This is a genomic window from Actinosynnema mirum DSM 43827, assembly GCF_000023245.1.
GTDB lineage: Bacteria > Actinomycetota > Actinomycetes > Mycobacteriales > Pseudonocardiaceae > Actinosynnema > Actinosynnema mirum.
Genome location: NC_013093.1, coordinates 5,181,145 through 5,203,359, shown reverse-complemented (window position 1 = coordinate 5,203,359; position 22,215 = coordinate 5,181,145). Strand labels below are relative to the sequence as shown.

The 22,215-nt window shown below is 74.8% G+C and carries 20 protein-coding genes and 1 pseudogene; 14 read left to right on the top strand and 7 right to left on the bottom strand.

From position 1 onward, the window contains the following. Positions 1 to 129: 129 nt before the first annotated feature. On the top strand, positions 130 to 3,204 hold the full coding sequence (locus tag AMIR_RS21925) for a DUF4132 domain-containing protein (RefSeq protein WP_049796919.1): 3,075 nt from the start codon (positions 130 to 132) through the stop codon (positions 3,202 to 3,204). A 249-nt stretch (positions 3,205 to 3,453) separates the two neighbouring features. Here the strand turns inward: AMIR_RS21925 and AMIR_RS21920 are convergent, their stop codons facing one another. Further along, the gene (locus tag AMIR_RS21920; RefSeq protein WP_015803138.1) at positions 3,454 to 3,978 is read right to left on the bottom strand and encodes a YbhB/YbcL family Raf kinase inhibitor-like protein; all 525 of its coding nucleotides are present in this window, start codon (positions 3,976 to 3,978) and stop codon (positions 3,454 to 3,456) included. 109 nt (positions 3,979 to 4,087) lie between these two features. On the opposite strand from AMIR_RS21920, the gene AMIR_RS21915 reads away from it, so the two are divergent. Together AMIR_RS21915 and AMIR_RS21910 are read left to right on the top strand one after the other, a co-directional pair. Continuing rightward, positions 4,088 to 4,759 carry a GntR family transcriptional regulator gene (locus AMIR_RS21915; protein ID WP_015803137.1) on the top strand — a complete coding sequence of 224 codons (672 nt, stop codon included), beginning with the start codon at positions 4,088 to 4,090 and terminating at the stop codon, positions 4,757 to 4,759. Between the two features lie 61 nt (positions 4,760 to 4,820). Next, positions 4,821 to 5,485: pseudogene (locus AMIR_RS21910) on the top strand (transposase). 100 nt (positions 5,486 to 5,585) lie between these two features. Here AMIR_RS21910 and AMIR_RS21905 read toward each other — a convergent pair. Both AMIR_RS21905 and AMIR_RS21900 read right to left on the bottom strand, forming a co-directional pair. Beyond that, positions 5,586 to 6,497 carry a helix-turn-helix domain-containing protein gene (locus tag AMIR_RS21905; protein WP_015803136.1) on the bottom strand — a complete coding sequence of 304 codons (912 nt, stop codon included), beginning with the start codon at positions 6,495 to 6,497 and terminating at the stop codon, positions 5,586 to 5,588. A gap of 73 nt (positions 6,498 to 6,570) precedes the next feature. Further along, positions 6,571 to 7,173 carry a TetR/AcrR family transcriptional regulator gene (locus tag AMIR_RS21900; protein WP_015803135.1) on the bottom strand — a complete coding sequence of 201 codons (603 nt, stop codon included), beginning with the start codon at positions 7,171 to 7,173 and terminating at the stop codon, positions 6,571 to 6,573. A gap of 91 nt (positions 7,174 to 7,264) precedes the next feature. On the opposite strand from AMIR_RS21900, the gene AMIR_RS21895 reads away from it, so the two are divergent. From AMIR_RS21895 to AMIR_RS21880, 4 genes are all read left to right on the top strand, one after another. Next, entirely contained in the window at positions 7,265 to 8,014 is a 750-nt protein-coding gene (locus AMIR_RS21895; protein WP_015803134.1) for an SDR family oxidoreductase, read from the top strand. Positions 8,015 to 8,051: 37 nt separating this feature from the next. Then, the gene (locus tag AMIR_RS21890) at positions 8,052 to 8,450 is read left to right on the top strand and encodes a hypothetical protein (RefSeq protein ID WP_015803133.1); all 399 of its coding nucleotides are present in this window, start codon (positions 8,052 to 8,054) and stop codon (positions 8,448 to 8,450) included. A gap of 136 nt (positions 8,451 to 8,586) precedes the next feature. Further along, positions 8,587 to 9,276: a type 1 glutamine amidotransferase domain-containing protein gene (locus AMIR_RS21885; protein WP_015803132.1), complete on the top strand. Its 690-nt coding sequence runs from the start codon at positions 8,587 to 8,589 to the stop codon at positions 9,274 to 9,276. Positions 9,277 to 9,323: 47 nt separating this feature from the next. After that, positions 9,324 to 9,914: a TetR/AcrR family transcriptional regulator gene (locus tag AMIR_RS21880; RefSeq protein WP_015803131.1), complete on the top strand. Its 591-nt coding sequence runs from the start codon at positions 9,324 to 9,326 to the stop codon at positions 9,912 to 9,914. A 14-nt stretch (positions 9,915 to 9,928) separates the two neighbouring features. On the opposite strand, the gene AMIR_RS21875 is transcribed toward AMIR_RS21880, so the two are convergent. Continuing rightward, positions 9,929 to 10,489 carry a TIGR03086 family metal-binding protein gene (locus AMIR_RS21875; protein WP_015803130.1) on the bottom strand — a complete coding sequence of 187 codons (561 nt, stop codon included), beginning with the start codon at positions 10,487 to 10,489 and terminating at the stop codon, positions 9,929 to 9,931. Between the two features lie 36 nt (positions 10,490 to 10,525). Here AMIR_RS21875 and AMIR_RS21870 point away from each other — a divergent pair, with 36 nt between their 5' ends. Continuing rightward, positions 10,526 to 11,305, top strand: coding sequence for a helix-turn-helix domain-containing protein (locus AMIR_RS21870; RefSeq protein WP_245554533.1), 780 nt, complete (start codon positions 10,526 to 10,528; stop codon positions 11,303 to 11,305). 118 nt (positions 11,306 to 11,423) lie between these two features. On the opposite strand, the gene AMIR_RS21865 is transcribed toward AMIR_RS21870, so the two are convergent. Beyond that, a complete protein-coding gene (locus AMIR_RS21865; RefSeq protein WP_015803128.1) occupies positions 11,424 to 11,966 on the bottom strand; it encodes a CAP domain-containing protein in 543 nt (180 codons plus the stop codon). A gap of 224 nt (positions 11,967 to 12,190) precedes the next feature. Here AMIR_RS21865 and AMIR_RS40490 point away from each other — a divergent pair, with 224 nt between their 5' ends. The 3 genes from AMIR_RS40490 to AMIR_RS21850 all read left to right on the top strand — a co-directional run bounded on the left by AMIR_RS40490 (position 12,191) and on the right by AMIR_RS21850 (position 15,439). After that, positions 12,191 to 12,808 carry a hypothetical protein gene (locus tag AMIR_RS40490; protein WP_015803127.1) on the top strand — a complete coding sequence of 206 codons (618 nt, stop codon included), beginning with the start codon at positions 12,191 to 12,193 and terminating at the stop codon, positions 12,806 to 12,808. Beyond that, a complete protein-coding gene (locus AMIR_RS40485; RefSeq protein WP_015803126.1) occupies positions 12,805 to 14,067 on the top strand; it encodes a signal peptidase I in 1,263 nt (420 codons plus the stop codon). Before AMIR_RS40490 ends, AMIR_RS40485 begins: the two co-directional genes overlap by 4 nt. A gap of 139 nt (positions 14,068 to 14,206) precedes the next feature. Beyond that, positions 14,207 to 15,439 (top strand): hypothetical protein, encoded by a 1,233-nt coding sequence (locus AMIR_RS21850; RefSeq protein WP_015803125.1) that lies wholly within the window; start codon positions 14,207 to 14,209, stop codon positions 15,437 to 15,439. 125 nt (positions 15,440 to 15,564) lie between these two features. On the opposite strand, the gene AMIR_RS21845 is transcribed toward AMIR_RS21850, so the two are convergent. Further along, the gene (locus AMIR_RS21845) at positions 15,565 to 15,954 is read right to left on the bottom strand and encodes a hypothetical protein (protein WP_041836927.1); all 390 of its coding nucleotides are present in this window, start codon (positions 15,952 to 15,954) and stop codon (positions 15,565 to 15,567) included. Between the two features lie 154 nt (positions 15,955 to 16,108). Then, positions 16,109 to 17,398 carry an MFS transporter gene (locus AMIR_RS21840; protein ID WP_015803123.1) on the bottom strand — a complete coding sequence of 430 codons (1,290 nt, stop codon included), beginning with the start codon at positions 17,396 to 17,398 and terminating at the stop codon, positions 16,109 to 16,111. A gap of 580 nt (positions 17,399 to 17,978) precedes the next feature. On the opposite strand from AMIR_RS21840, the gene AMIR_RS21835 reads away from it, so the two are divergent. The 3 genes from AMIR_RS21835 (at position 17,979) to AMIR_RS21825 (ending at position 22,147) form a co-directional block, all read left to right on the top strand. Then, the gene (locus AMIR_RS21835) at positions 17,979 to 18,980 is read left to right on the top strand and encodes an aminotransferase class I/II-fold pyridoxal phosphate-dependent enzyme (RefSeq protein WP_015803122.1); all 1,002 of its coding nucleotides are present in this window, start codon (positions 17,979 to 17,981) and stop codon (positions 18,978 to 18,980) included. 246 nt (positions 18,981 to 19,226) lie between these two features. Then, positions 19,227 to 20,909 carry a prenyltransferase/squalene oxidase repeat-containing protein gene (locus AMIR_RS21830; RefSeq protein WP_015803121.1) on the top strand — a complete coding sequence of 561 codons (1,683 nt, stop codon included), beginning with the start codon at positions 19,227 to 19,229 and terminating at the stop codon, positions 20,907 to 20,909. 35 nt (positions 20,910 to 20,944) lie between these two features. Next, a complete protein-coding gene (locus tag AMIR_RS21825; RefSeq protein WP_015803120.1) occupies positions 20,945 to 22,147 on the top strand; it encodes a cytochrome P450 family protein in 1,203 nt (400 codons plus the stop codon). The last annotated feature ends 68 nt before the right edge of the window (positions 22,148 to 22,215 follow it).

Here is a 22,215-nt window from a genome sequence, read left to right as displayed (position 1 = left end):
GGGTAGGACGGACGAGCGGGGGGAGAGAACGTGGTGGGAAGTCGGGCAGCAGGGGGGTTCGCCGCTCCGGTGGCGTGGCACCGGGGCGCGCACGAGCGGCGGGGTGGGCCCTCACCGTGCCGCGCGGCGGTGGACCGGAAGGCCGCGGAGCGGGAGCGGGCGAGGATGCCCGTCCTGGACCTCGAAGCGATCGCGCGGGACGAGGCGGAGCACCCCTGGCTGCGCGCCGAGGTCGCCGAGGAGCTGGCGGGCAGGGCGAGCCCGCTCGTCGCCGCCGCGCGGGTCTGGTGCGCCCGCCAACGCCCGGAACCGCAGGTCGTCGACCTGTGGGCGCTCGACCACGGCCTGGTCTTCGCGGCGGTCGCCGCGCTGCGCACCTGCCTGCTCACCGAGGGCGCGCGGATGATCGAGGCCGACGCGCGCGACAGCTGGTGGAGCAGGCACACCCCGCTCCTGCGGCGGGCCCGCGCGCTGCTGGCGGCGGCGTCCGACGCGGACTACGCCGCCGCCGTCACCGCGCTCGACGGCGAGCGCGAGGGCGCGCGCACCTCGGTCATCGCCGCGTACCTCGTGCCCGACCAGCCCGGTTGGGTGGACCGGGCGGTCGAGGCGCTGAGCGCGCTCGACGACCGGAGCGCGTGGCGGCTGCTGCTGCACTCGGTCGACTCGCTCGACCGGCTGCAGGCGGTCCTGCGCCTGTCCGGGCGCGAGGCGCTGCGCTCGCCCGAGGTGCTGCACACGCTCGGCACGGTCATCGGGCCGGACCTGGCGCCCCTGATCACGCACCTGCTCCCGGACACCTTCGGCTACCAGGCCACGGGCGACCAGGTCAGGGCGATGCTGGTGGAGTTCGCCACCGCCCCGGCGTTCACGGCGCTCCTGGCCGACCTGCTGGGCGGCGGCGTCCCGATCTCCGCGCTGGAGGTCGCGCACAAGCGGCCCCGGATGGCGCTGGAGCGGCTCGCGGCGGCCGGGGAGCCCGCGCGGGAGCTGCTGCTGGACCACCTCCGGGTGCACCCCGACCTGCTGGACTCCGCGCCCGAGTGGGCGCGCGAGGTCCTCGTGTCGGAGCTGGCCGCGCGGTCGGCGGTGCCCGACGCGGTCGACGCCGAGCTGCCCGCCGCGCTGGTGACCCCGCCGTGGGAGGCGGCCCGCGAGCTGCCGGAACCGCTGGTGGTGCGGGGGGTTCCGGTGCCCGACGAGCGGTCCGTGGTGTGGCGGGCCGGGCTGCGGGAGGTGTGGGCGGTCAGGAGCCCGTACATCGCGGGGTCGCCCGAGTCCTGCTGGGAGCGCTACCCCGAGCGGTTCGAGCGGGGGGAGCTGAGCGCGAGCGAGCAGTTCCGCTGGTTCGCTCACGGGCCGCTCGACCAGGTGCTGCCCAGGGTCGCCCGCTGGACCCTGCCCGAGCTGAACTGGTACTCCGGCGAGCTGGTCCAGGTGCTGCTGAACCGGTTCGAGGTCGACGCGTTCGGGCTCGCGCTCGACTACGCCCGCAACCCGGCGGCGCGCGCCTACGACGTGGTGCTGCCGCTGGTGTCGGTGGAGGTCGCCCGGCTGGTCGCCGCGCGGCTGGAGGGTCCGAAGGCGGCGCGGCCGGTGTCGGTGCGGTGGGTGCGCGCGCACCCCGAGGCGGCGGCCCGGTTGCTGCTGGCGGACGCGGTCGGCGAGCCGGGGGAGCGCAGGGCGGCGGCGGAGGCCGTGCTGCGGATGGCGCCGGAGCAGGCGCGGGCCGCCGCCGCTCCGCACGGCGACGAGGTGGTGGAGGCGGTGGAGCGAGTGCTGTCGGTGGCCCCGGTGGACCTGGTGCCGTCCCCGGTGCCGGATCCGGGCTGGTGGTGCCCGCCGGAGGGGCTGCCCAGGCTGCTGCTGCGCGGCGGCGCTCGGGTGCTGCCGGACCGGGCGGTGCGGCACGTGACGACCATGCTGGCCATGACCGTGCCCGGTCGGCACTACGCCGGGGTGGACGTGGTGCGCGAGGTGTGCGACCCGGAGTCGCTGGCGCGCTTCGCGGAGGCCCTGCTCGACCGGTGGATCGCCCACGGCCTGCCCGCGAGCGGGAGGTGGGCGCTGTTCGCGCTGGGCCCGGTCGGCGACGACGCGGTGGTGCGGCGGCTGGTGCCGCTGATCACCGCGTGGCCGGGGCAGTCGCAGCACCACAACGCGGTCGCCGGGCTGGACGTGCTGGCCGGGATCGGCAGCGAGGCCGCGCTGGTGGCGCTGAGCGGCATCGCGCAGCGGGCGAGGTTCAAGGCGCTCAAGCAGAAGGCCGGGCAGAGGGTCGCCGAGGTCGCCGAGGACCTGGGGCTGACCCCCGAGCAGCTCGGCGACCGCCTGGCGCCGACCCTCGGACTCGACGAGGAGAGCGCGCTGGTCCTGGACTACGGGGCGCGCTCGTTCACGGTCGGCTTCGACGAGAAGCTCGCCCCGTTCGTGCTCGACGGGACGGGCAAGCGGCTGAAGTCCCCGCCCAAGCCCGGCGCGAAGGACGACCCGGAGCTGGCGCCCGCCGAGCACCGGCGGTTCGCGGCGCTGAGGAAGGAGGTCAGGGTCGTCGCGGCGGACCAGGTGGCGCGCCTGGAGCGGGCGATGGTGGCCGGGCGGGACTGGAGCGCCGGGGAGTTCGCGGCGCTGCTGGCCGGGCACCCGCTGGTGCGGCACCTGGTGCGCGGGCTGGTGTGGGCCGCCGACGGCGCGGCGTTCCGGGTGGCCGAGGACGGCACGCTCGCCGACGTGACCGACGAGCCGTTCACCCTGCCAGGGGACGCGCGCGTCACCCTGCCCCACCCGCTGCGCCTGCCGGACCTGCCGGGGTGGTCGGAGCTGTTCGCGGACTACGAGATCCTCCAACCGTTCCCGCAGCTGGCCAGACCGGTCCACCGCCTCACCGGGCCGGAGCTGGCCGGCCGCGACCTGACCCGCTTCGTCGGCGCGAAGACCGGGACGGTGCCCACGTCGGTGAAGCGCCACTGGGAACCGGGCCCACCGGTGGACGCCGGGATGATCCTCGGCGTGCGCCGCCCCCTGCCGGGCGGGGCGTCGGTGTGGGTGGAACTCGATCCGGGCCTGTTCACCGACCACTGGCAGGACTGGTCGGCGCAGCGGGTGGTGGAGGTGCGGCTGAGCGGGGTGGCGGACTTCGCGGCGGTGGACGAGGTGCTGGTGTCGGAGGTGGTGGGTGAGCTGGAGATCATGACGGCGGGGTGAGGGGCTGGGTGCTCGGGGCCGTTGAGGGGGTGCTGCTCGCAGGCCGGTCACGGATCGCTGTCGTCTCGGGGAGGGCGAAGCGCCGCGTGAAGCGCGGTGGTGTCCTCGGGGTGGTCGGGGGCAGGTTCGGGGTGTGAGGTGTGCGCCCGGTCGGGAGTCCGCTGTGGACCGTCCTGCCGTTGCGCGGCGAGGGTTTCCGCGCGCCGAGGCCGCCGGGGCGGGCCGTGGCCCGTCCCGGCGCGGCGCCGGTCAGGCCGCGGTCTCGGCGGTCGCGGTCAGCACCGCGCGCCCCAGGACGTGACCGGCCATGGTGAACCCGAGCAGCGCCGGGGTCGCGTCGGCGGGGACGCCGATCGACTCGACGTCGAGCGCGTGCACCACCACGACGTACCGGTGCGGCCCGTGCCCGGCGGGCGGCGCGGCGCCGATGTAGCGGGGGAGGCGGGCGTCGTTGGGCAGTTGGAAAGCGCTTCCCGGCAGCCCGGAGCCGGTGTCGTCCCCCGCGCCCTCGGGCAGCGAGGTGGTGGAGGCGGGCAGGTCGGCGACCGCCCAGTGCCAGAAGCCGGACCCGGTCGGGGCGTCCGGGTCGTACACCGTCACGGCGTAGCCGCGCGTGCCCTCGGGCGCGCCGCTCCAGGACAGCTGCGGCGAGCGGTCCGCGCCGCCGAGGGACGACGAGAGCTGCGCGGGGGCGAACGGCGCGCCGTCGGTGGCGCTGTCGCTGGTGACGGTGAAGGAGGCTGCCTCGGGCAGGCGGGCGAACGGGTCGTTCATCGGGGTTCGGGTCCTCTCGGAAGGGGGCGGCGGGGGTTCCCGGCCGGGGTGATGAATCGACCATAGCACGGATAATCGATTATCTATCCGATCGTCTACGCTGAGCGGCATGACCAGGACAGCCGCCACGGACGGCAAGCGGATGCTCTCCGAGCAGGTCTTCGAGCGGCTGCGGGACGCGATCATGCGCGGCGACCACGCGCCCGGCGCCCCGCTCAAGCCGCAGGACCTGGCCAAGGAGCACGGGGTGAGCCTCGCCGTCGTGCGGGAGGCGCTGGTGCGCGTGGTCGGCGAGGGCCTGGCGGACCGGCTGCCGAACCGGGGCTTCGCCGTGCCCGCCTTCACCGACCGCCGCTGGCAGCAGATCGCGGAGGCGCGCGCCACCGTCGAACCCGTCGTGCTGCGCCTGGCGGTCGAACGCGGCGACCTCGACTGGGAGGCCCGCGTCCGCGCCGCCCACCACCGGCTCAGCCGCACCCCGGCGTTCACCCCCGGCGACGGCGAGCACTACGGCGCCGAGTGGGCCGAGGCGCACCGGCTGTTCCACCGCGCGCTCCTGGACGGCTGCGGCAACCCGGTGCTGCTGGACGCCTTCGACCGGATGTGGTCGGCCAGCGAACTGGCCCGCCGCTGGGCCGGGACCCGCGCCCCGGAGCGGGACCACGCCGGCGAGCACCGGGCGCTGGAGGAGGCCGCCCTGGCGCGCGACGCGGACACGGCGGCCGCCCTGCTGGTCAGGCACCTGAGCCTGACGGCGCGAGCGCTCAGGGGCGACGACTAGATGATTGATTCCAAGGGGTAGGCACCTGGAGATGTGGGGCGAGGGTGTCGATGTACGGGTTGTGACGACCGACATTGACACCCTCGTGACCGCACTCTACGTCAGGACCGATGACCTGTTGAAGGCCGCGCCGCGCCTCGCGCCGTGGGCGTCCGAAGGTCGGCATCGCACCGAGATCGACCGACGCGGAGCTGGTCGCACTGGCGGTGGTGCAGGCCCTGCTCGGGTTCACCGGCGAGGCCCGCCGACCTGGTCAAGTCGGTGATTCGGCTGTTGGCCGTCGACACGAGGCTGTGGACCGACGACGTGTGGGTGGTCGACTCCGCCTCGGTCGAGTGCGGACGCTCCCGGGAGACCGCGCAACGCTCGGACCTGGCCGGATGGGCCGAGTACGGCTACTGCGCCAGCCACTCCCGTTTCTTCCGGGGCCTGCGCCTGCGCCTGGTCCGCACCCCGTGCGGCCTGCCGGTCGCCTTCGCGTTGACCGGCGCCAAGGCCGACGAACGCACCACCCTGCTCGACATCCTCGACGGCGACCCCGCGTTGGCGGCCGGGCGTCCCGGCCAGGTCCTGATCGCCGACCGGCAGTACTACGGCCGCGACTTCGAACACGACCTGGCCGAGGCCGGGGTCCGGTTGCCGCGCCCGGCCCTGACCGCCGTCATCTGGCACAACGACCACACCGACCAACCAGTCAAACGATCACCGACTGCCTACGACCACTAACCCTTGGAATCAATCATCCAGGCGGCGACGGGCGGCGGGCGTTGCCGCCTCGGGCGCCACGAGGCAGGCGATCCCCGCCCGCGCCACCGCCCGCCACCGGTCAGCGTGCCCCTTCGCCCTCCACCGCGAACCGCAGCGCCCGCCCCAACCACCCCAGCTCCCCGGTCGCCTCCGGCCACCCGCGCACCCCGCGCACCCGCGACACCAGCACCCGGTACCGCTCCAGCCGCGCCGCCACCCCGGCCTCGCACGAGCGCAGCACCGCCGCCAGGTCCTCGCCGGGGAACCACTCGCCCAGCAACCCCACCGCCTCCGCCCCCTCCGGCGGCACCCCGCGCCCCACCGCGCGCCCGACCTCGCCGACCACGTACCGCGCCCACCAGATCGACGCCCCCGGCGGCCTCGGCCGGTCCGGGGTCGGGGTGCTGAGCGCCAGCGCCTCCCGCATCCGCTCGCGGAACCCGCTGTCGCCCACCAGTTCCGCCAGCTCCACCCACGCGTCGACCTGGTCGGCGGTCGGGTCGTCCGGCAGGTCGATCCGCAGCCCCCGCATCCGCTCGCGCTGCTCGGGCGTCAGCGGCAGCGGCCCGAACACCTCCTCCTTGAACTCCTCCACGACCCGTGCCCGCTCCTCGGTGGAGAGCCTGGCCAACCGGTTCATCAACGCCGTCTCCTCGGTGCTCGCCCCGCGTTCCGCCACTACCGACAGGACCGCCCGGCTGACCTTCAGCGCCCTGATCCGCGCGTCGATCGCGACCACGTGCGCCCGCGCCACCTCGGCCACGCCCACCCGCCCGTCCAGCACCCGGCCCACCTCGTCCAGTCCCAGCCCCAGCTCGCGCAGGGCGCGGACCAGGTCGACGCGCGCCACCGAGGCCGAGTCGTAGAGGCGGTAGTTGCCGGTGGAGCGGGAAGTCGGGGGCAGCACGCCCTCGTCGGACCAGAAGCGCAGCGTGCGCACCGGGAGTCCGGTCCGCGCGGCCAGCTCGCCGATGGTCAGCTCGTCGTCCATGCCGGGAATCCTGCGGGTTCCAGCGGGTGGAGGCTCAAGCCCGAACCCGTGACGAGCCGGTGACCTGCGACGATCAGGCGGGCGGCCAGTTGCGCAGCGCCGCGCCCGCCACCAGTTCCAGGGTCTCCCGGTCCGCCCCGCCCGACGCCTGCACGGCGATCCCGTTCGCCACCGTCATCAGGTACCGCGCGAGCAGCGCCGGGTCGCTCCCGGCGGGCAGGTCGCCCTCGGCCGCCGCCCGCTCGAACCGCCTCCGCAGCCACTCGCAGCCCTCGTCGCGCCACGCCGCCAGCACCTCGCACGCCTGCCGCGCGTCGTCGCCCACCGCCAGCGCCCCCTGCACGCCGAGGCACCCCGTCGGCTCGCCGGGCGTCGTGGAGGCGCGCACCGAGCCCTCCAGGAACGCCCTGGCCACGGCTTCCGAGGTCGACTCCTCCAGCGCCCGCCGCACGTACCCGGCCTGCGTCCCGGTGTACCGGTCGAGCGCCTTGCGGAACAGCTCGTCCTTGTTGCCGAACGCCGCGTACATGCTGGTCCGGTTGATGCCCATGGCCGTGGTCAGGTCGGTGAGCGAGGCGCCCTCGTAGCCCTTGGCCCAGAACACCCGGACGGCCCGGTCCAGGGCCTCGTCCGCGTCGAAGCCCCTCGGTCGTCCCGTCCTGCGCCCGGTGTCCACGCCGCACAGCCTACCTGTTTTGTACCGATCGGTACCCAAGTGCTAGCGTCAAGTTCAGTACCGATCGGTACGGAACTTGAGGAGGTTCGGAGTGGGACAGCTCGAAGGCAAGACCGCCGTCGTCACCGGCGGGGGCACCGGGATCGGGCTCGCCAGCGCGGTCCGGCTCGCCCGTGAGGGCGCGCACGTGTTCATCACCGGGCGTCGCGAGGCCGAGCTGGCCGCCGCCGTCGCCGAGATCGGGGAGGGCTCGGCCACCGCCGTGCGCGGCGACGTCACCGACCCCGCCGACCTCGACCGGCTCTACGCCGCCGTCCAGGCGCGCGGCCACGGGCTCGACGTGGTCTTCGCCAACGCCGCCAACGCCGCGCACGTCCCCCTGGAGAAGATCACCGAGGCGGACTACGCCGCGATCTTCGACGTCAACGTCCTCGGCGTCCTGCGCACCGTGCAGAAGTCCCTGCCGCTGCTCAACGACGGCGCCTCGGTCATCCTCAACGCCTCCACCGCCGCCGACAACGGCGCGCACTCGTTCGGCCTCTACGCCGCCTCCAAGGCCGCCGTCCGCTCGTTCGCCCGCACCTGGGCGACCGAGCTGAAGGACCGGGGCGTGCGGGTCAACGCGATCTCGCCCGGCCCGGTCGGCACGCCCGGCCTCGAACTGCTCGTCGGCTCCGACAACATCGCAGCCGCCCACGCGAGCCTCGGCGGCTCGATCCTGGCGGGCCGGATGGGGCGTCCCGAGGAGGTCGCGGCGGCCGTGGTGTTCCTGGCCTCGCCGGGGAGCAGCTTCGTCATGGGCTCGAACCTGTACGTGGACGGCGGCGAGAACCAGGTCTGACGCTGCGTGCCCGGTGCGGCGGGTTAGGCTGCGGCCCATGTCCGACCTGGAGGTTTGGGTGGAGGCCGTGGTCGAGCGGGCCGTCGAGTCGGGGTGCGCCGACCGGCTGTCGGTGCGCCGCGAGCGAACCGGTGACGATCCCGTCGTGCTGGTCGACCTCGCCGAGGGCCACGTGCTCTCCCTGCGGGTCAAGGGCGAGCGGCGCGTCCAGTTCACCCTCGACGGGTCGGGCGTGCTGGAGGTCGACTCCGGTGACGGGGACCGGCTCGACCTGGAGTGGCTGCTGATGGCCTACTGCGCCGCCGAGCTGGAGGTGGAGGTCGACCTCAGGCTCGGCCAGTTCCGCGCGTTCCGCCGCGGCGACGACGTGTTCTACCTCTCCCAGCCGCTGTTCGCGCGCTGGTGGGGGCCGAGGGAGTGGCGCCGGATCGACTGATCCGGCGCCGCCCGCGTTTCCGCCTCACTCCTGGGGGTCACCCGGTGGGGGAGTCGTCGGGTGGACGCAATTAGACCGGTCGTCTAGTCTCGGGGGAGACCGGCCCGCGAGGGCAAGCCCAGGACAAGGCGGACCCGTGAACATCCTCATCGTGCTCACCTCCCACGACCGGCTCGGCGACACCGGCAAGCCCACCGGCTTCTGGCTGGAGGAGCTCGCCGCGCCCTACTACCGGTTCAAGGACGCGGGCGCCCGGCTCACCCTCGCCTCGCCCAAGGGCGGTCAGCCGCCGCTCGACCCCAAGAGCAACGAGCCCGACAGCCAGACCGACGACACCCGCCGGTTCGAGGCCGACGCCGAGGCCACCGCCGCGCTCGCGAGCACCGTCGAGCTGGGCTCCGTCGACCCCGCCGACTACGACGCCGTCTTCTACCCCGGCGGCCACGGCCCCCTCTGGGACCTCGCCGAGGACGCCGACTCGCTGCGCGTCATCCAGGAAACCCACCGCGCGGGCAAGCCCCTCGCGCTGGTCTGCCACGCCCCCGGCGTCCTGCGCCACGCCGTCGACGCCGACGGGCAGCCGCTGGTCAAGGGCAAGCGCGTCACCGGGTTCACCAACACCGAGGAGGACGGCGTCGGCCTGACCGAGGTCGTGCCGTTCCTGGTCGAGGACGTGCTCAAGGCGGGCGGCGGCGACTACTCCAAGGGCCCCGACTGGGCGCCCTACGTCGTGCGCGAGGGCCTGCTGGTGACCGGCCAGAACCCGGCCTCCTCCGCGCCCGCCGCCGACGCCCTGCTCGACCTGCTGCCCGCGCGCAACGGGTGAACCCGCAGGTGGGACCGAGCGGCCGGGTCGCCGGATAGGCTCGGCCCATGGCGAGCAAGAGGGGCGACCAGGGCACGCGCACCGCGCTGCTGGAGGCCGCGCAGCGGATCTTCGCGAAGAAGGGCTACGCGGCGGTCGGCATCAACGAGGTGCTGACCAGTGTCGGCGTGCCGAAGGGGTCCTTCTACCACTACTTCGCGTCGAAGGACGCCTTCGGCGAGGCGGTCGTGCGGCGGTACTTCGAGGAGTACCTGGCCGATCTCGACCGCCTCCTCGCGGGCGACGGCGACTGGGCGTCCCGGCTCGACGCCTACTGGGCGGGCTGGCGGGAGACCCAGGCGCTGGACGACTGCCAGGGCCGGTGCCTGTCGGTCAAGCTCGGCGCGGAGGTCGCCGACCTGTCCGAGCCGATGCGGCTCGCGCTCAAGGACGGCACCACCGCCGTGGTCGACCGCCTGGAGCGGGCCGTCGCGGCGGGCAGCGCGGAGGGCTCGCTCACCTCGGCGGGCCCGGCCCGCGCCACCGCGCAGTCGCTGTACTCGCTGTGGCTGGGGGCGAGCGTGCTGGCCAAGCTGCACCGCACCCTCGCCCCGCTGGACGACGCCCTCGCCACGACCCGCCTGCTGCTCGGGCGTTGAGCGCGTTCCGGGGGTCAGGCGGTCCAGCGCGGGTCGCGACCGGCCAGGCCCAGCAGGCGGTCCAGCACCGGGGCGTCGTGCGGCACGGGCGCCTCGGGGCCGAACGCGCCCCTCTCGCGGCCCATCGGCGCGGTGCGGACCAGCTCGGCGTGCACGGCGGCGACCAGGTCGGGGTCCAGCTCGACCTCCTGGCCGGTGGCGCGGGCCAGGTCCCAGGCGTGCACGACGTACTCGCACAGCACCATGTTGCCGATCAGCGGCGCGGGCAGCGGGTCCGGGCCGCCCATCGTGGTCACGCCCTCCCACGCCTCGGGGGACGCCCACGCGCTCGTGCAGCGCTCGACCTGCGCCCGCACCTCGTCGGCCCACGGGCCGTCGCCGGGCTGGGCGGGGGTGCTCGCGCCCTTGGACGCCGCGCCCTCCAGCGCGGGGCCGTACCGCAGGACGTGCGCGCCGAGGGCCCGGACGTCGAACTCGGCGCAGGGGGTGGGGGAGTCGAGCTGGTCGGGGCGGATGCCCGCGACGACCTTGGCGAACGCGGCGTTCGTGGCGGCCAGGTGCTGTGCGGTGGACATGTCCGGGAACCCTAGGCGCGGCGGTGCCGCGGAGTCTTGGACGAACGCGACACGCGGTTGTCCAGGGTCGGCGGGATGACGATCGACGAGCGCGGGCTCGCGGGCGCCTGGCGGCGGCACCAGCGGCACGACTACCCGGACCCGGCGCCGGACCTGGCCCCGTTCGTGGCCCGCCACTGGCACGTGACCTGGGACTACGCCACGCCGTACCACCAGCTGATCGTGCCGCTGCCGAACGTGCACCTGACGTTCGGCTCCGGGGGCGCGCTGATCTCGGGCGTCGCGCGCGGCCACTCGACGAAGGTGCTCAGCGGGCGGGGCGAGGTGCGCGGGGTGGCGTTCCGGCCGGGCGCGTTCCGGGGGTTCCTCGGGGCGTCCGTGTCGACGATCACCGGGCGCGTGCTGCCCGCGGAGGAGGTGCTCGGGCCGCTGCCCGCGCCCGCGTCGACCGCCGAGGTGGAGGAGCTGCTGCGGGCCAGGGCCGTTGAGCCGGACCGGGGGGCGCTGGAGGCGGTGCGGGCGGTGGAGCTGATCGAGTCGTCACCGGGGCTGACCCGCGTGGACGCGGTGGCGCGCGAGCTCGGCGTGGGGGTGCGGAGCCTGCAGCGGCTGTTCGCGGAGCACGTGGGCGTCGGGCCGAAGTGGGTGGTGCGCCGCCACCGGCTGCGCGAGGCCACCGATCGGCTGGCGGCCGGGGGCCGGATCGCCTGGGCGGAGCTGGCGGCCGAGCTGGGCTACGCGGACCAGGGGCACCTGACCAGGGACTTCACCGAGGTCTTCGGCGAGCCGCCGACCACCTACGCCCGGAGGTACTGAGCGGGCTCTCCCGGAGCGGTCACGGGAGCGGTGCGGTCCTGGCGGTGCCGGGGTGTCACGCGTGCTGCTGCGGGGGACTGGGGCCGTGCTGCGGGGGAGGGGAGCCGCGCGGTGCGGGTCACAGGCTGCCGAAGTTCTCGGTCCAGTAGGCCTTGCCGCGCGAGTTGACGGTGTAGGCGACACCCAGGTCCTTGTACGCGCAGTTCAGGATGTTGGCCTTGTGGCCGGCGGAGTTCATCCACGCCCGGACCACGGCCGCCGGGGTCGACTGGCCCATGGCGATGTTCTCCGCGGTGGCCCGCCAGTAGTAGCCCGCCGCGTCCACGCGCTGCGCCGGGGCGCTGCCGTCGGCGCCGGTGTGGCTGAAGTAGTTCTGCGCGGCCATCTCGTCGTTGTGGCCCTTGGCGGCGGCGGCGAGCTTGGTGTTGGCGACCAGCGCGCCGCACCCGGCCTTCGCGCGCTCCTGGTTCGTCAGCCTCAGCACCTCGGCGGCGTACGCGGGGGCGTTCTGGGCGGCCTTCGCGACGACCGAGGAGGTGGCCGGGTTGGTGGTCCGGGGCGCGGCGTTCGCGGCGCCGGTGGCGGCGAGCAGGCCGGTGATCGTCATGCCCGCCAGGAGGGCGAGGCCTGCGATCCGCTGGGTGGTGGTCTTGGCGCTCATGTCGTGTCCCCGATCCGTTCGTCCCGACTTGCTGATGGGACAAGGTTCGAGCCCGTCGAGTGGGCTTCCGGGTCCACCTCGGTTGCGGAACGGGTGCGATGCGTCAGAACCCTCGAACCGGTGCCGTCCACGCCGTTCGCCGGGGGTTCTGCGGGGCTGTGAGCTGCGGTTTCGCGCTATCGGGAGTTTCTCAGGTCCGGCGCCCGCCGTCCGATTGCACGGTCATGCCGAAGCACCGCGCGCCGCGCCCGCCCGCGCCCGCGGTCTCCGCGACCGCCTGGACGGTCGGGGCCGCGCTCGTCGGCGTCGTGCTGTGCCTGACCATGGTCCTGCGCACCTCCGAGGCCGCGTTCTCCGGCACGGTGAGCAACAGCTCGAACTCGTGGGAGACCGGCTCCATCGCGCTGGCCGAGAACAGCTCCGGCTCCGCCCTGTACAGCAGCGCCTCGGACGGCAGGCTCACCGGCGGCCAGGCGGTCACCAGGTGCATCACCGTCCGCTACGACGGCACGATCGCCTCCAGCGCCACCATCAAGCTCTACGGCTCCGCGACGGGCGCGCTCGCCCCGTACCTCGACCTCGTGGTCGACCGGGGCGCCGACAGCTTCACGACGCCCGCGCCCGGCTGCGCCACCTTCTCCGCCAGGGCGGGCGGGGTCTTCCGCGGCACGCTCGAGGAGTTCGGCGCCACCGCCACCGACTACGCCAGCGGCGTCGGGGCCTGGTCCACCGCCTCGAACGGGGCGACGGTGGCCTTCCGGTTCACCATCACCGTCAAGTCCGTCGCCGAGGCGCAGAACAAGTCCGCGGCGGCGACGTTCACCTGGGAGGCCAGGGGGTGAAGCCCTGGTGGCGCCTGGTGGCGCGGTGCGCCCTGGCGTTCACCGGCGCCGTCGCGCTCACCCTCGCGCTGTGCGCGTTCGCCCCGGTGCTGTGGGGCTGGCGGCCGGTGGTGGTCACCTCCGGGTCGATGGAACCGCTCGTGCGGCCCGGCGACGTGGTGCTGCTCGACCCTACCCCCGACCGCGAACCGCTGGTCGGGGACGTCGTCGTCTACTCCCGGTCCGACGCGCCGTCGGTGACGCACCGGGTCGTCGGCCGCGACGACGACGGCCGCTACCGCACCAGGGGCGACGCCAACCCCACCCCGGACGCGGCGTCCGTCGCGCCCGAGGACGTGCTGGGTCGGGTGCGCGGGCTGGTGCCGGGGCTCGGCGCGCCCGCGCTGTTCCTGCACCGGCACCCGTCCGCCGCCGTCCCGCTGGCCGTGCTCGGCGGCGCGGGGCTGCTCGTGCTGCTGCTCTCCCGCCGCCGACCGCGCGCCGCCGCTGCCGCCGTGCTGCTGGTCCCCGCGCTCGCGGTCACCACCGGCGGGGTCGTGGGCCGCACCGAGGCGGAGTTCTCCGCGACCACCGCCGTGCCCGCGACCGTCGAGACGGTCTCCCGCTTCTACCCGCAGAAGGTGCTCGCCGCGAACCCCGTCAGCTACTGGCGGCTCGGCGAGAAATCCGGGAACGCCCGCGCCGACGAGCGCGGCGCGAACCCCCTGACCTGCGTCGGGGCCACCGGCGGCGCGCCGGGCGCGCGCCCGCCCGACTCGGACACCGCCACCACCCTGCCCACCGCGTCGGCCCACTGCGCGGCGGGCAGCGGCGCGGCGCTGAGCTTCACCGGGCCGTTCACGGTGATCGTCTGGACCCGCTCCACGGCGTTCCCCCCGACCCCGCACGGCCGCCTCGTCGCCAAGTACGGCGGCGGGACCGGGCAGATCAACTACCTGCTGTCCTGGAACGACGCCACGACGGCCATGCGCGCGCTGCTGGACACCGGGAGCGGCCGGTACACCGTGGTCAAGCCGATGCCGTCGGACACCGCCTGGCACGAGGTGGCGATGACCTGGGACGGGGCCGGACTGCGGCTGTACCTGGACGGGCAGCCCGCGGGCTCCACCGCGACGGTGGGCACCCCGGTGACCACGCCGAAGCCGTTCACGCTCGGGTACACCGACGCGGACTCCGTGGTGGGGGACGTGGACGAGGTGTCGGTGTTCGCGCGGGCGCTGACCGACGCGGAGATCGCCGACCTGCACGCCGCGTCCTGAACCCCCCGCTCCCCGACCTCCCGCGTTCTGCCCCCTTGCGCCACGGTCCACTGTGGAGGCGCGCCGCGCTTCCGTCCCGTAGCTCTCAGCTTCCGCCCCTTAGCTCTCCGGAGTCGTTGCAGCGCCTAGAGTCCGCGGCGTGGAAGCACAACCCCGTTCCCCGTTCCCGCCGTGGCTGACCGCCGCGCTCGCGCTGTCCGCCCTGCCGGTCACCGGACCCGGTGAGCAGGGCCTGCTCGGCGTCGGCCGGGTGGACCTGTCCCTGGCCTGGCCCGGTCCGCTCGTGCTCGGGCTGCTCCTGGTCGCCACCGGCGCGGCCGTGGTGTTCGCGCGGCACTGGCCGTGGCTGCTGCTCATGGGCGTGATGTGGAAGGTCCCGCTGCTGCTGTGGGCGTTCTGGCCGGACGGCTCGCCGTCCGCCGTCGTGCTCGGGCTCAGCGCGGGCGGCGGGGCGCTGGTGGTCGTGGGCGCGCTGGCCGCCGCGTCCGGGCTGGGACGGGTCGCGCCCGCGCTGGTGGGTGCGGTGGTCGGCGCGCTGACGCTGTCGGCGCTGCCCACGCCCCGCAGCGCGGTGGTGGACCTGGCGCTGCTGCTGGTCGCCCTGCTCGGGGGTGCGCTCGCGGTCGCGGGCGCGCGGTCCCCGCTCCCCGAACCGCTCACCGACCGGGCGCGCCGCGTGGGCCTGCTGGCCGCGCTGCTCCCGTCGGCGCTGGCCGGGACCGAGCACCTGGTGAACCTGGGGACCGACGCGCCCGATGGCGGGTTCGCGCCACATGCGTCCACGGCGGCGGGGGTCCTCGTCGCGCTGCTGGCGGCGGGCGCCGCGCTGGCCGTGACCAGGGGCGCGCTGCTGCGGACCGCCGCGTGCGCGGTGCTGCTGGCCGCGCTGGCCAACCCGATCGACTCGGCGCTCGGGCAGGTCGAGAACCCCTGGCAGCCCGCGCTCCTGGCGCTGGTGGCGGGCGTCGTGGTGGCGTGCACCCGCTGGTCCGCGCTGACGGCGGTGGCGCTGAGCGCGGTGCTGGCGGTGAGCGTGCTGCTGTCCGGGCCGCTGCCGGGCAGCCCGACCTCGCAGGGCGACCAGGTGCTGCCGCCGTGGCTGCTGCTGGCGCTCGCGGTCGCGGCGGCGGTGACGGCGGTGGCCGGGGTGACGCCGGTGCTGGCCGGGACGGGCGCGCTGCCGGTGCTGGTGGGGCCGCTGCTGCTGGCGGGCTGCTGGGCGGCGCGCGACGCGGCGCGGGTGTTCGTGCCCGGCGGCGACCTGCCCGCGCCGGACCGGACGGCGCTGTGGGGCCTGCTGCTCGCGGTCGCGGCGTTCCTGCTGCTGGTGGCGGCGTTCCAGGACCACCGCGCGGTCGCGCCACGCGGCTGAGCCGAATTGGCCGGGCTGAACTGGTCGAGCCTGAACGGGCCGGGCCGGGCCGAACGGGCCGGGCGCGCGATGGGGGAGCACCACCTGCCGGCAGGTGCTCCCCGGTCTTCGGCGCCTGCCCGCGATCACCCGGCCAGCGCGGCGCGAATCCTGCCGATGACCGCCTGCTCGGCCTCCCCGACCTGACCGTCGGCCTCGGCGACCTGGTGGCAGATCGCCTCGACGGCGTCGGGGAACGTGGCGGCGTCGGCCGGGGACTTGGTGGCCAGGATGCGAGCGGACTGCCGCAACGCCTCCACGACCCGCTCCTCCAGCTCGGCCTCGGGAATCCCGGACAGGTCGACCCTGCTGGAGTGCAGGGCGTTCCGCAGGTCGGGGGAGAGGTTCTTGAGCGCCTGCAACCCCGCGTACCGCTCCTGGATCACCGGACCGGGGTCGGCGTGCGAGACCAGCAGCATCACACCGAAGACGGCTTCACGCAGAGCGCTGCTCTCCGCGCCAGTGTAGAAGATCATGCGGCCAAGCATAGGGATCACGCCCTCCCGCCCGCCGGGAGCCGCGCCGCTCACCCCGTTCGGCCGCCTGCCGCCCGGCGGTGGACCGGGTCGGCGGCCCGGACCAGCGGCCCGGACCGGCGCGCGGGCGTTCCGGAACGCCCGCGCGCCCGCCTCACGCCCGGCGCAGCGGGGCCACGCCCGGCGCGCCGCCCTCCTGCCCGACCTCCGGCACCCGCCGCACCGCGAGCGCGCCCGCGATCCCCAGCAGCGCCAGGAACCCGAAGAACGCCGTGTACCCGCCCAGCGCCAGCAGCAGCGGCGCGACCAGCGGCACCAGCGACTGCGGCAGCATGTTCGCGATGTTCACGATCCCCAGGTCCTTGCCCGCGTTCGCCCCGTCCGGCAGCACCCGCACGCACATCGCCATGTCCACCGCCAGGAACATGCCCATGCCCAGCCCGAGCACGCCCGCCGCCACGAACACCACGGTGAGCGAGGGCGCGAACGCCAGCAGCGCCATGGACACCACGCCGATCGCCGCCGACGCGATCACGAACGGCTTCTGCCGCCGCAGCACGTCCGACAGGTAGCCGCAGCCCAGGCTGCCGATGATCGCCGCGGGCACGTTCACCACCGACCAGATCAGCACCAGCCCGCCGACCTCGGCCTGCCCCACCCCGAAGCGCTGGATCAGGTACAGCGACACGTAGCTGCCCGCCGCGTACGTCGCGGTGATCAGGAACCGCACCAGCCAGGCCCACCCGAACGCCGGGTAGCGGCGCGGGTCCAGCCAGAACGACTTCAGCAGCTCGCCCAGCCCGCCCGGCGCGATCGGCCGCCGTTCCGGCCTGCCCTCGCGGATCAGCAGCACCGCCACCACGCCGCCCGCCGCCGCGATCGCCGCGACCACCTGCCACTGCAGCGCCGACCCCGGCGGGAGCTGGTTCACCACGATCAGGCCCAGCATCGGCGCGAACGGGATCACCAGCCCGAGCAGCCCGGACGCCAGGCCGCGCCGCTCGGCGGGCACCTGGTCGGCGAGCACCGCGGTCGTGGACGCCTGCTGGAAGCTGAACAGCGCCTTCGCCAGGCACCACAGCAGCACGACCTGCCACACCGCGTCCGCCTGCCCCAGCACCACCAGGGCGGTCGCGCCGGTGAGCGCGCCGAACAGGATCCAGGTGCGGCGGCGGCCCAGCGCGAACGCCGCCAGGTCGCTGATCCGCCCGGCGACCGGGGTCACCACCAGCACCACGATCGCGGCCAGGCCGGTGGCCACGCCGAACGCGTTGGTCGCCGCCCCGCTGCTGCCGGTGATCCCGACCAGCCGCAGGGTCAGCAGCAGCTGCAGCGGCGTGATGATCGCTACGTAGACCCCGAACTGCGAGGCCAGCAGCGCGGCGGCGACCCGGCCGAACCGCGTTGTCCCTGCCTTGCCGGAGGTGGGCACGTCGACGCTCATCACTGGTCTCCGTTCGCGCGCGCCGGTGGGCGCCAAGTCGCGGTGGGGTCCGGCCTCGGCGTTTCATTTGCGCCGATCCGGGGTTGACGGGTCGACACCGTACGACCGCGCGGGAGCGCTGTCACCTGTTCGTCTTTCGCCTCGCCGGGGATTGTGGGGGTGCGTCGGGGCCGCTGCCAGGTGAAAAGCGCGGGGAACCGGCCGGAAAGTTCCGCCAAACGAGACGCGGACTCCGTTCGGAGGTACTTCGGTGCCCTTTCGAGGTTGCTCCGCACGGACCACCGGCTTTCCGTCCGCCGGTCCAACCGCGTTGCGGCACAAGGCAAAACCCGGTGGTCGTCCGCTCGGTCGACGTGGCATCGGGTTTCCGAACCTGTTGACCGGGCGGTGGGTGCGAGCGTTAGGGTAAGGAGCGGTGCAGTTAATTTCCCGGAGGTTGCGGTCGGGTAAAAGCTGCCCGGTTCGGGTTGTCCGGACGCAGGTCTTGACGGCATCCGGTCTTGATCGTTAGCGTTTTGCTCGATTTATTCGGCGGACAATCAAATCGAATGCGTCGCAGCCACCGCGAAAGGCTGGTCCCGTGGCCCGGATCGTCCATCAGCTCTCCCTGAACGAGAACCACTCGCCGCCGCTGCCGGGGGTGCCCGAGGCGGTGGCCGGGTTGGTGGACCGGGTCAACCTCACCCTGGACCCGCTGTCGGCGGGCCTGGAGGCGAAGATCGCCGGGCGCCTGGGCGTCGGCGCGGAGCGCGTGGTGGCCGGGGTGGGCTCGGCGGCGCTGCTCCAGCAGTTCCTGATGACCCACGCGGGCGCGGGCTCCGAGGTCGTGCACACCTGGCCCTCGTTCGAGATGTACCCGCTGCTGATCGGCAACTCGCGGGCCACCGCCGTCGCCGTGCCCGGCCCGGACGACCGGATGGACCTCGCCGCCGTGGCCGCCGCCGTCACCGACGACACCAAGGTCGTCCTGCTGTGCAACCCGAACAACCCCACCGGCGAGGTGCTGGACGCCGCCCAGTTGCGTGGCCTGCTCGACGCCCTGCCGCCGCACGTGCTGCTGCTGGTGGACGAGGCCTACCGCGAGTTCGCCGACCCCGACGTGGTCGCCGACGCGCTCGACCTGGCGCGGATCGACGACCGGGTCGCGGTGGTGCGCACCTTCTCCAAGGCGCACGGCCTGCTCGGCCTGCGCGTGGGCTACCTGGTCGGCGCGGAGAAGATCGTCGCGCCGCTGCGCATGACCACCCTGTTCTTCCGCGTGCCCACCGTCGCCCAGGCCGCCGCGTCGGCCGCGCTCGACGTCGAGGAGCAGGCGCGCCGCAACTGCGCCGCCGTCGCCGTCGAGCGGGACCGGGTCCGCGACGGCCTGGTCGAGCTGGGCCTGGACGTGCCGCCCAGCGGCGGGAACTTCGTGTGGGTGCGGCTCGGCGAGCGCAACGAGGCGTTCCGCGACCACCTGGCCGAGCACGGGATCGCCGTGCGGGTGCTGGCGGGCGGCAGCGGCGTGCGGGTGAGCACCGGGCTGCGCGAGGCCAACGACGCGGTGCTGGCCGCGGCGAAGTCCTTCACCGCCAACGGGTAGCGACCGCAGGCCGAGGCCGGTCCGCGCGCGGACCGGCCTCCGACCCCTGCCCGCCGCGCCCCGCCCGCGGCGTCGGGTCCGCCGCGCCCGCCCACTGCACCCGCCCACTGCACCCCGCCTGCTGCGCCCCGCCTGCTGCGTCCCACCCGCTGAGCCCCACCCTCCGGGGAACCTCCCGCCCCGCCACCCGCCGAAGCGCCCACCGCCCACGAGCTCCGGCCCCGAGGCCGGGCGAGAGGAGCCAGCATGACCTCGGTCCACGTCGACCCGGACCCGTTCACGGACGTCCTAGACCGCGCCATCTCCGAGGGCGCCGAGGCCCTGTTCCGCGCCCAGCGCCCGGACGGCGTGTTCGACTACAGCGAGGACAACCTCACCTCCACCCTCGGCACCGTCGGCGCCCTGTCCGCCCTGCACTACGCCGACCCCGAGGGCAGCGCCGACCTGATCGAGGCGGGCGCGGGCTGGTTGCGCCGCACCCAGAACGAGGACGGCGGCTGGGCCATGGTCCCCGGCCTGCCCAGCGAGGCGGGCCCCACCGCCGTCTCCTCCGCCGTGCTGCACCTGGTCGACCCGGTCGGCAGCGCCGCCCACGTCGAGTCCGGGCAGCGCTGGATGGGCGACCACGGCGGCCTGGAGGCCATCCCGCACCCCGAGGTCGTCTCCTGGTGCCGCCAGTACTACGGCTTCGTCGGCTGGCTCGCCCCCGAGGACATGCGCCGCTTCCCCCTGGAGCTGGCGCTGCTGCCCGGCCTCTACCGCAGGCTCTTCGACCTGCGCGTCCCCATGGCCTCCGCGCTCGGCCTGGCCCAGGCCAAGCACAAGCCGCTCAACCCGCTGCAGCGCCTGTTCGCCCGCCTCGGCACGCCGAACGCGCTCACCGCCATCCGCCAGGTCTACGAGCACGAGGGCTCCACCGGCGCGTGGTGCGAGAACGCCTGGGTCACCGGCCTGGTCTGCACCGGCCTCGCCCGCGCCGACCTCGCCCCCGACATGGTCGCCGCCGCCGTCGGCTGGTTCCGCCGCACCATGGACCCCGACGGCTGGTGGCAGACCGGCCCGCTCGACGCCGCCTGGACGATGTACGCGGTGCGCGGCCTCACCGAGGTCGGCTACGCCGACGACCCCCGGCTCGTCGCCTCCAGGGACCTGTTCACGCGCCTGCAGCAGCACCGCCCGTTCCTGGCGTTCGGCTGCCCGCCCGGCTACTGGGGCTGGGCGGGCACCGAGGGCTGGCCGTCCACGCTGGAGACCGGCGAGATCCTGTCCGTGCTGTGCAGGCTCCCCGGCGACGAGCAGGCGCACTCGGTCGAGCGCGGCGTCGACTGGCTCACCCGCGTGCAGGACACCCGCGGCTCCTGGGGCCTGTGCGTGAAGAACACCAAGGTCGCCAACAGCGGCCCGTGCCCCATGACCACCGTGCAGGCCGTCGACGCGCTGCTCGACGCGGGCGTGCCCGCCACCGACCCCAGGGTGCGCCGCGCCCTGACCTGGCTGGGGAAGGCCCAGCTGCCGGACGGCTCGTTCGAGTCGGTCTGGTACCGCCAGCACACCATGGGCACCGCCGCCGTCCTGGAGACCTTCTCCAGGGTCGGCCGCGCCGACGACCCGGTCGCCCGCAAGGCCGTGGCCTGGTTGGAGCGCGCCCGGCTCGACGACGGCTCCTGGGGCGACGGCGCGGGCGCGCCCGGCACGGTCGAGGAGACCGGCTGGGCGGTGTCGGCGCTGCTCGCCTCCGGCGCGGACGCGGCCGGTCTGCGCACCGGCGTCGACTGGCTGCTCGCCCACCGCGCGGACGGCGGCGGGTGGCCCTCGGAGATCGTCCACGAGTACGTGCGGCACGTCAGCCGCTACACCAACCCCGCGTTCGCCCAGGGCATGGCGCTGCGCGCGCTGGGCCGCTACCGGGACGCGGTCGCCAAGCCCTGACCCCGGTCGTTCCCGCACCAGTCCCAGGAGAACCGATGACGAGCACGCACCAGGATTCGTTCACCGACGACTACTGGCTCGACCCGCACTCGACGCTCGCGCGGGCGCGGGAGAACGAGCCCGTGCGCGTCGCCCACTTCGAGTCGGGCCCCACCTGGCTGGTCACCCGCTACGCGGACGTGCGCGCCGGCCTGGTGGACGAGCGGCTGGCCAAGGACTGGCGCTCCACGCTGCCCGAGGCCGAGCGCGCCGACGCCCCGCCCGGACTGCCCGCGCCCATGTCGCACATGCTCACCTCGCTCGACCCGCCGGAGCACACCCGGCTGCGCGCCCTGGTCACCCAGGCGTTCACGGCCAGGCGGATCGCCGCGCTGCGCCCCAGGGTCGAGCAGCTGGCCGAGGAGCTGCTGGACGGGCTGCCCGAGGACGAGCCGGTCGACCTGGTGGGCCGCTACGCGATCATCCTGCCGATGATCGTGATCTGCGAGCTGCTGGGCGTCCCCGAGCTGGAGCGCGACGAGTTCGCCCGGCTGTCCACGGTGCTGATCGACGAGTGCCCCGAGCCGGAGCTGGCCGAGGCGTCCGCGCAGATGGCCACCTACCTGGACGGCCTGGTCGCGGCCAAGCGGGCCGACCCGGACGACGCCCTGCTGTCGGCGCTGATCACCGCCTCGGACGAGGGCGACCGGCTGACCGACCTGGAGATCACCGCGATGGCCATGCTGCTGCTCATGGCCGGGCACGAGACCACCGCGGTGTTCCTGACCAACAGCGTGCGCGCGATGCTCGACGACCCCACGCACGTGCACCGGCTGACCGACCCGAAGGCCGCGCCCGCCATGGTGGAGGAGCTGCTGCGCTGGCTCTCGCCCGCCATGAACGCCTCGCTGCGCTTCGCCACCGAGGACCTGGAGATCGGGGGAGTGCCGATCGCGCGCGGCGAGTCGGTGATGCTGTCCACGGCGGCGGCCGACCGCGACCCGCGCGCGTTCCCCGACGCGGACGTGTTCGACCCGGACCGCAACACCTCCAAGCACGTGGCGTTCGGGCACGGCATCCACCGCTGCCTCGGCGCGGCGCTGGTGCGGCTGGAGGCCGAGGTCGGGCTGGCCGCGCTGTTCCGCCGCTTCCCGGACCTGCGCGCCACGGCCGACCCGGCGACGCTGACGTTCCGGCGCAGCGTGCACGTGCACAGCCCGAGGGTGTTCCCGGTGCTGCTGGGCCCGCGCGCGGACTGACCTCCGCGGGCCGACCCGAGGGGCCGACGAACGCCGAACGGGCCGGGGGACGTGATCCCCCGGCCCGT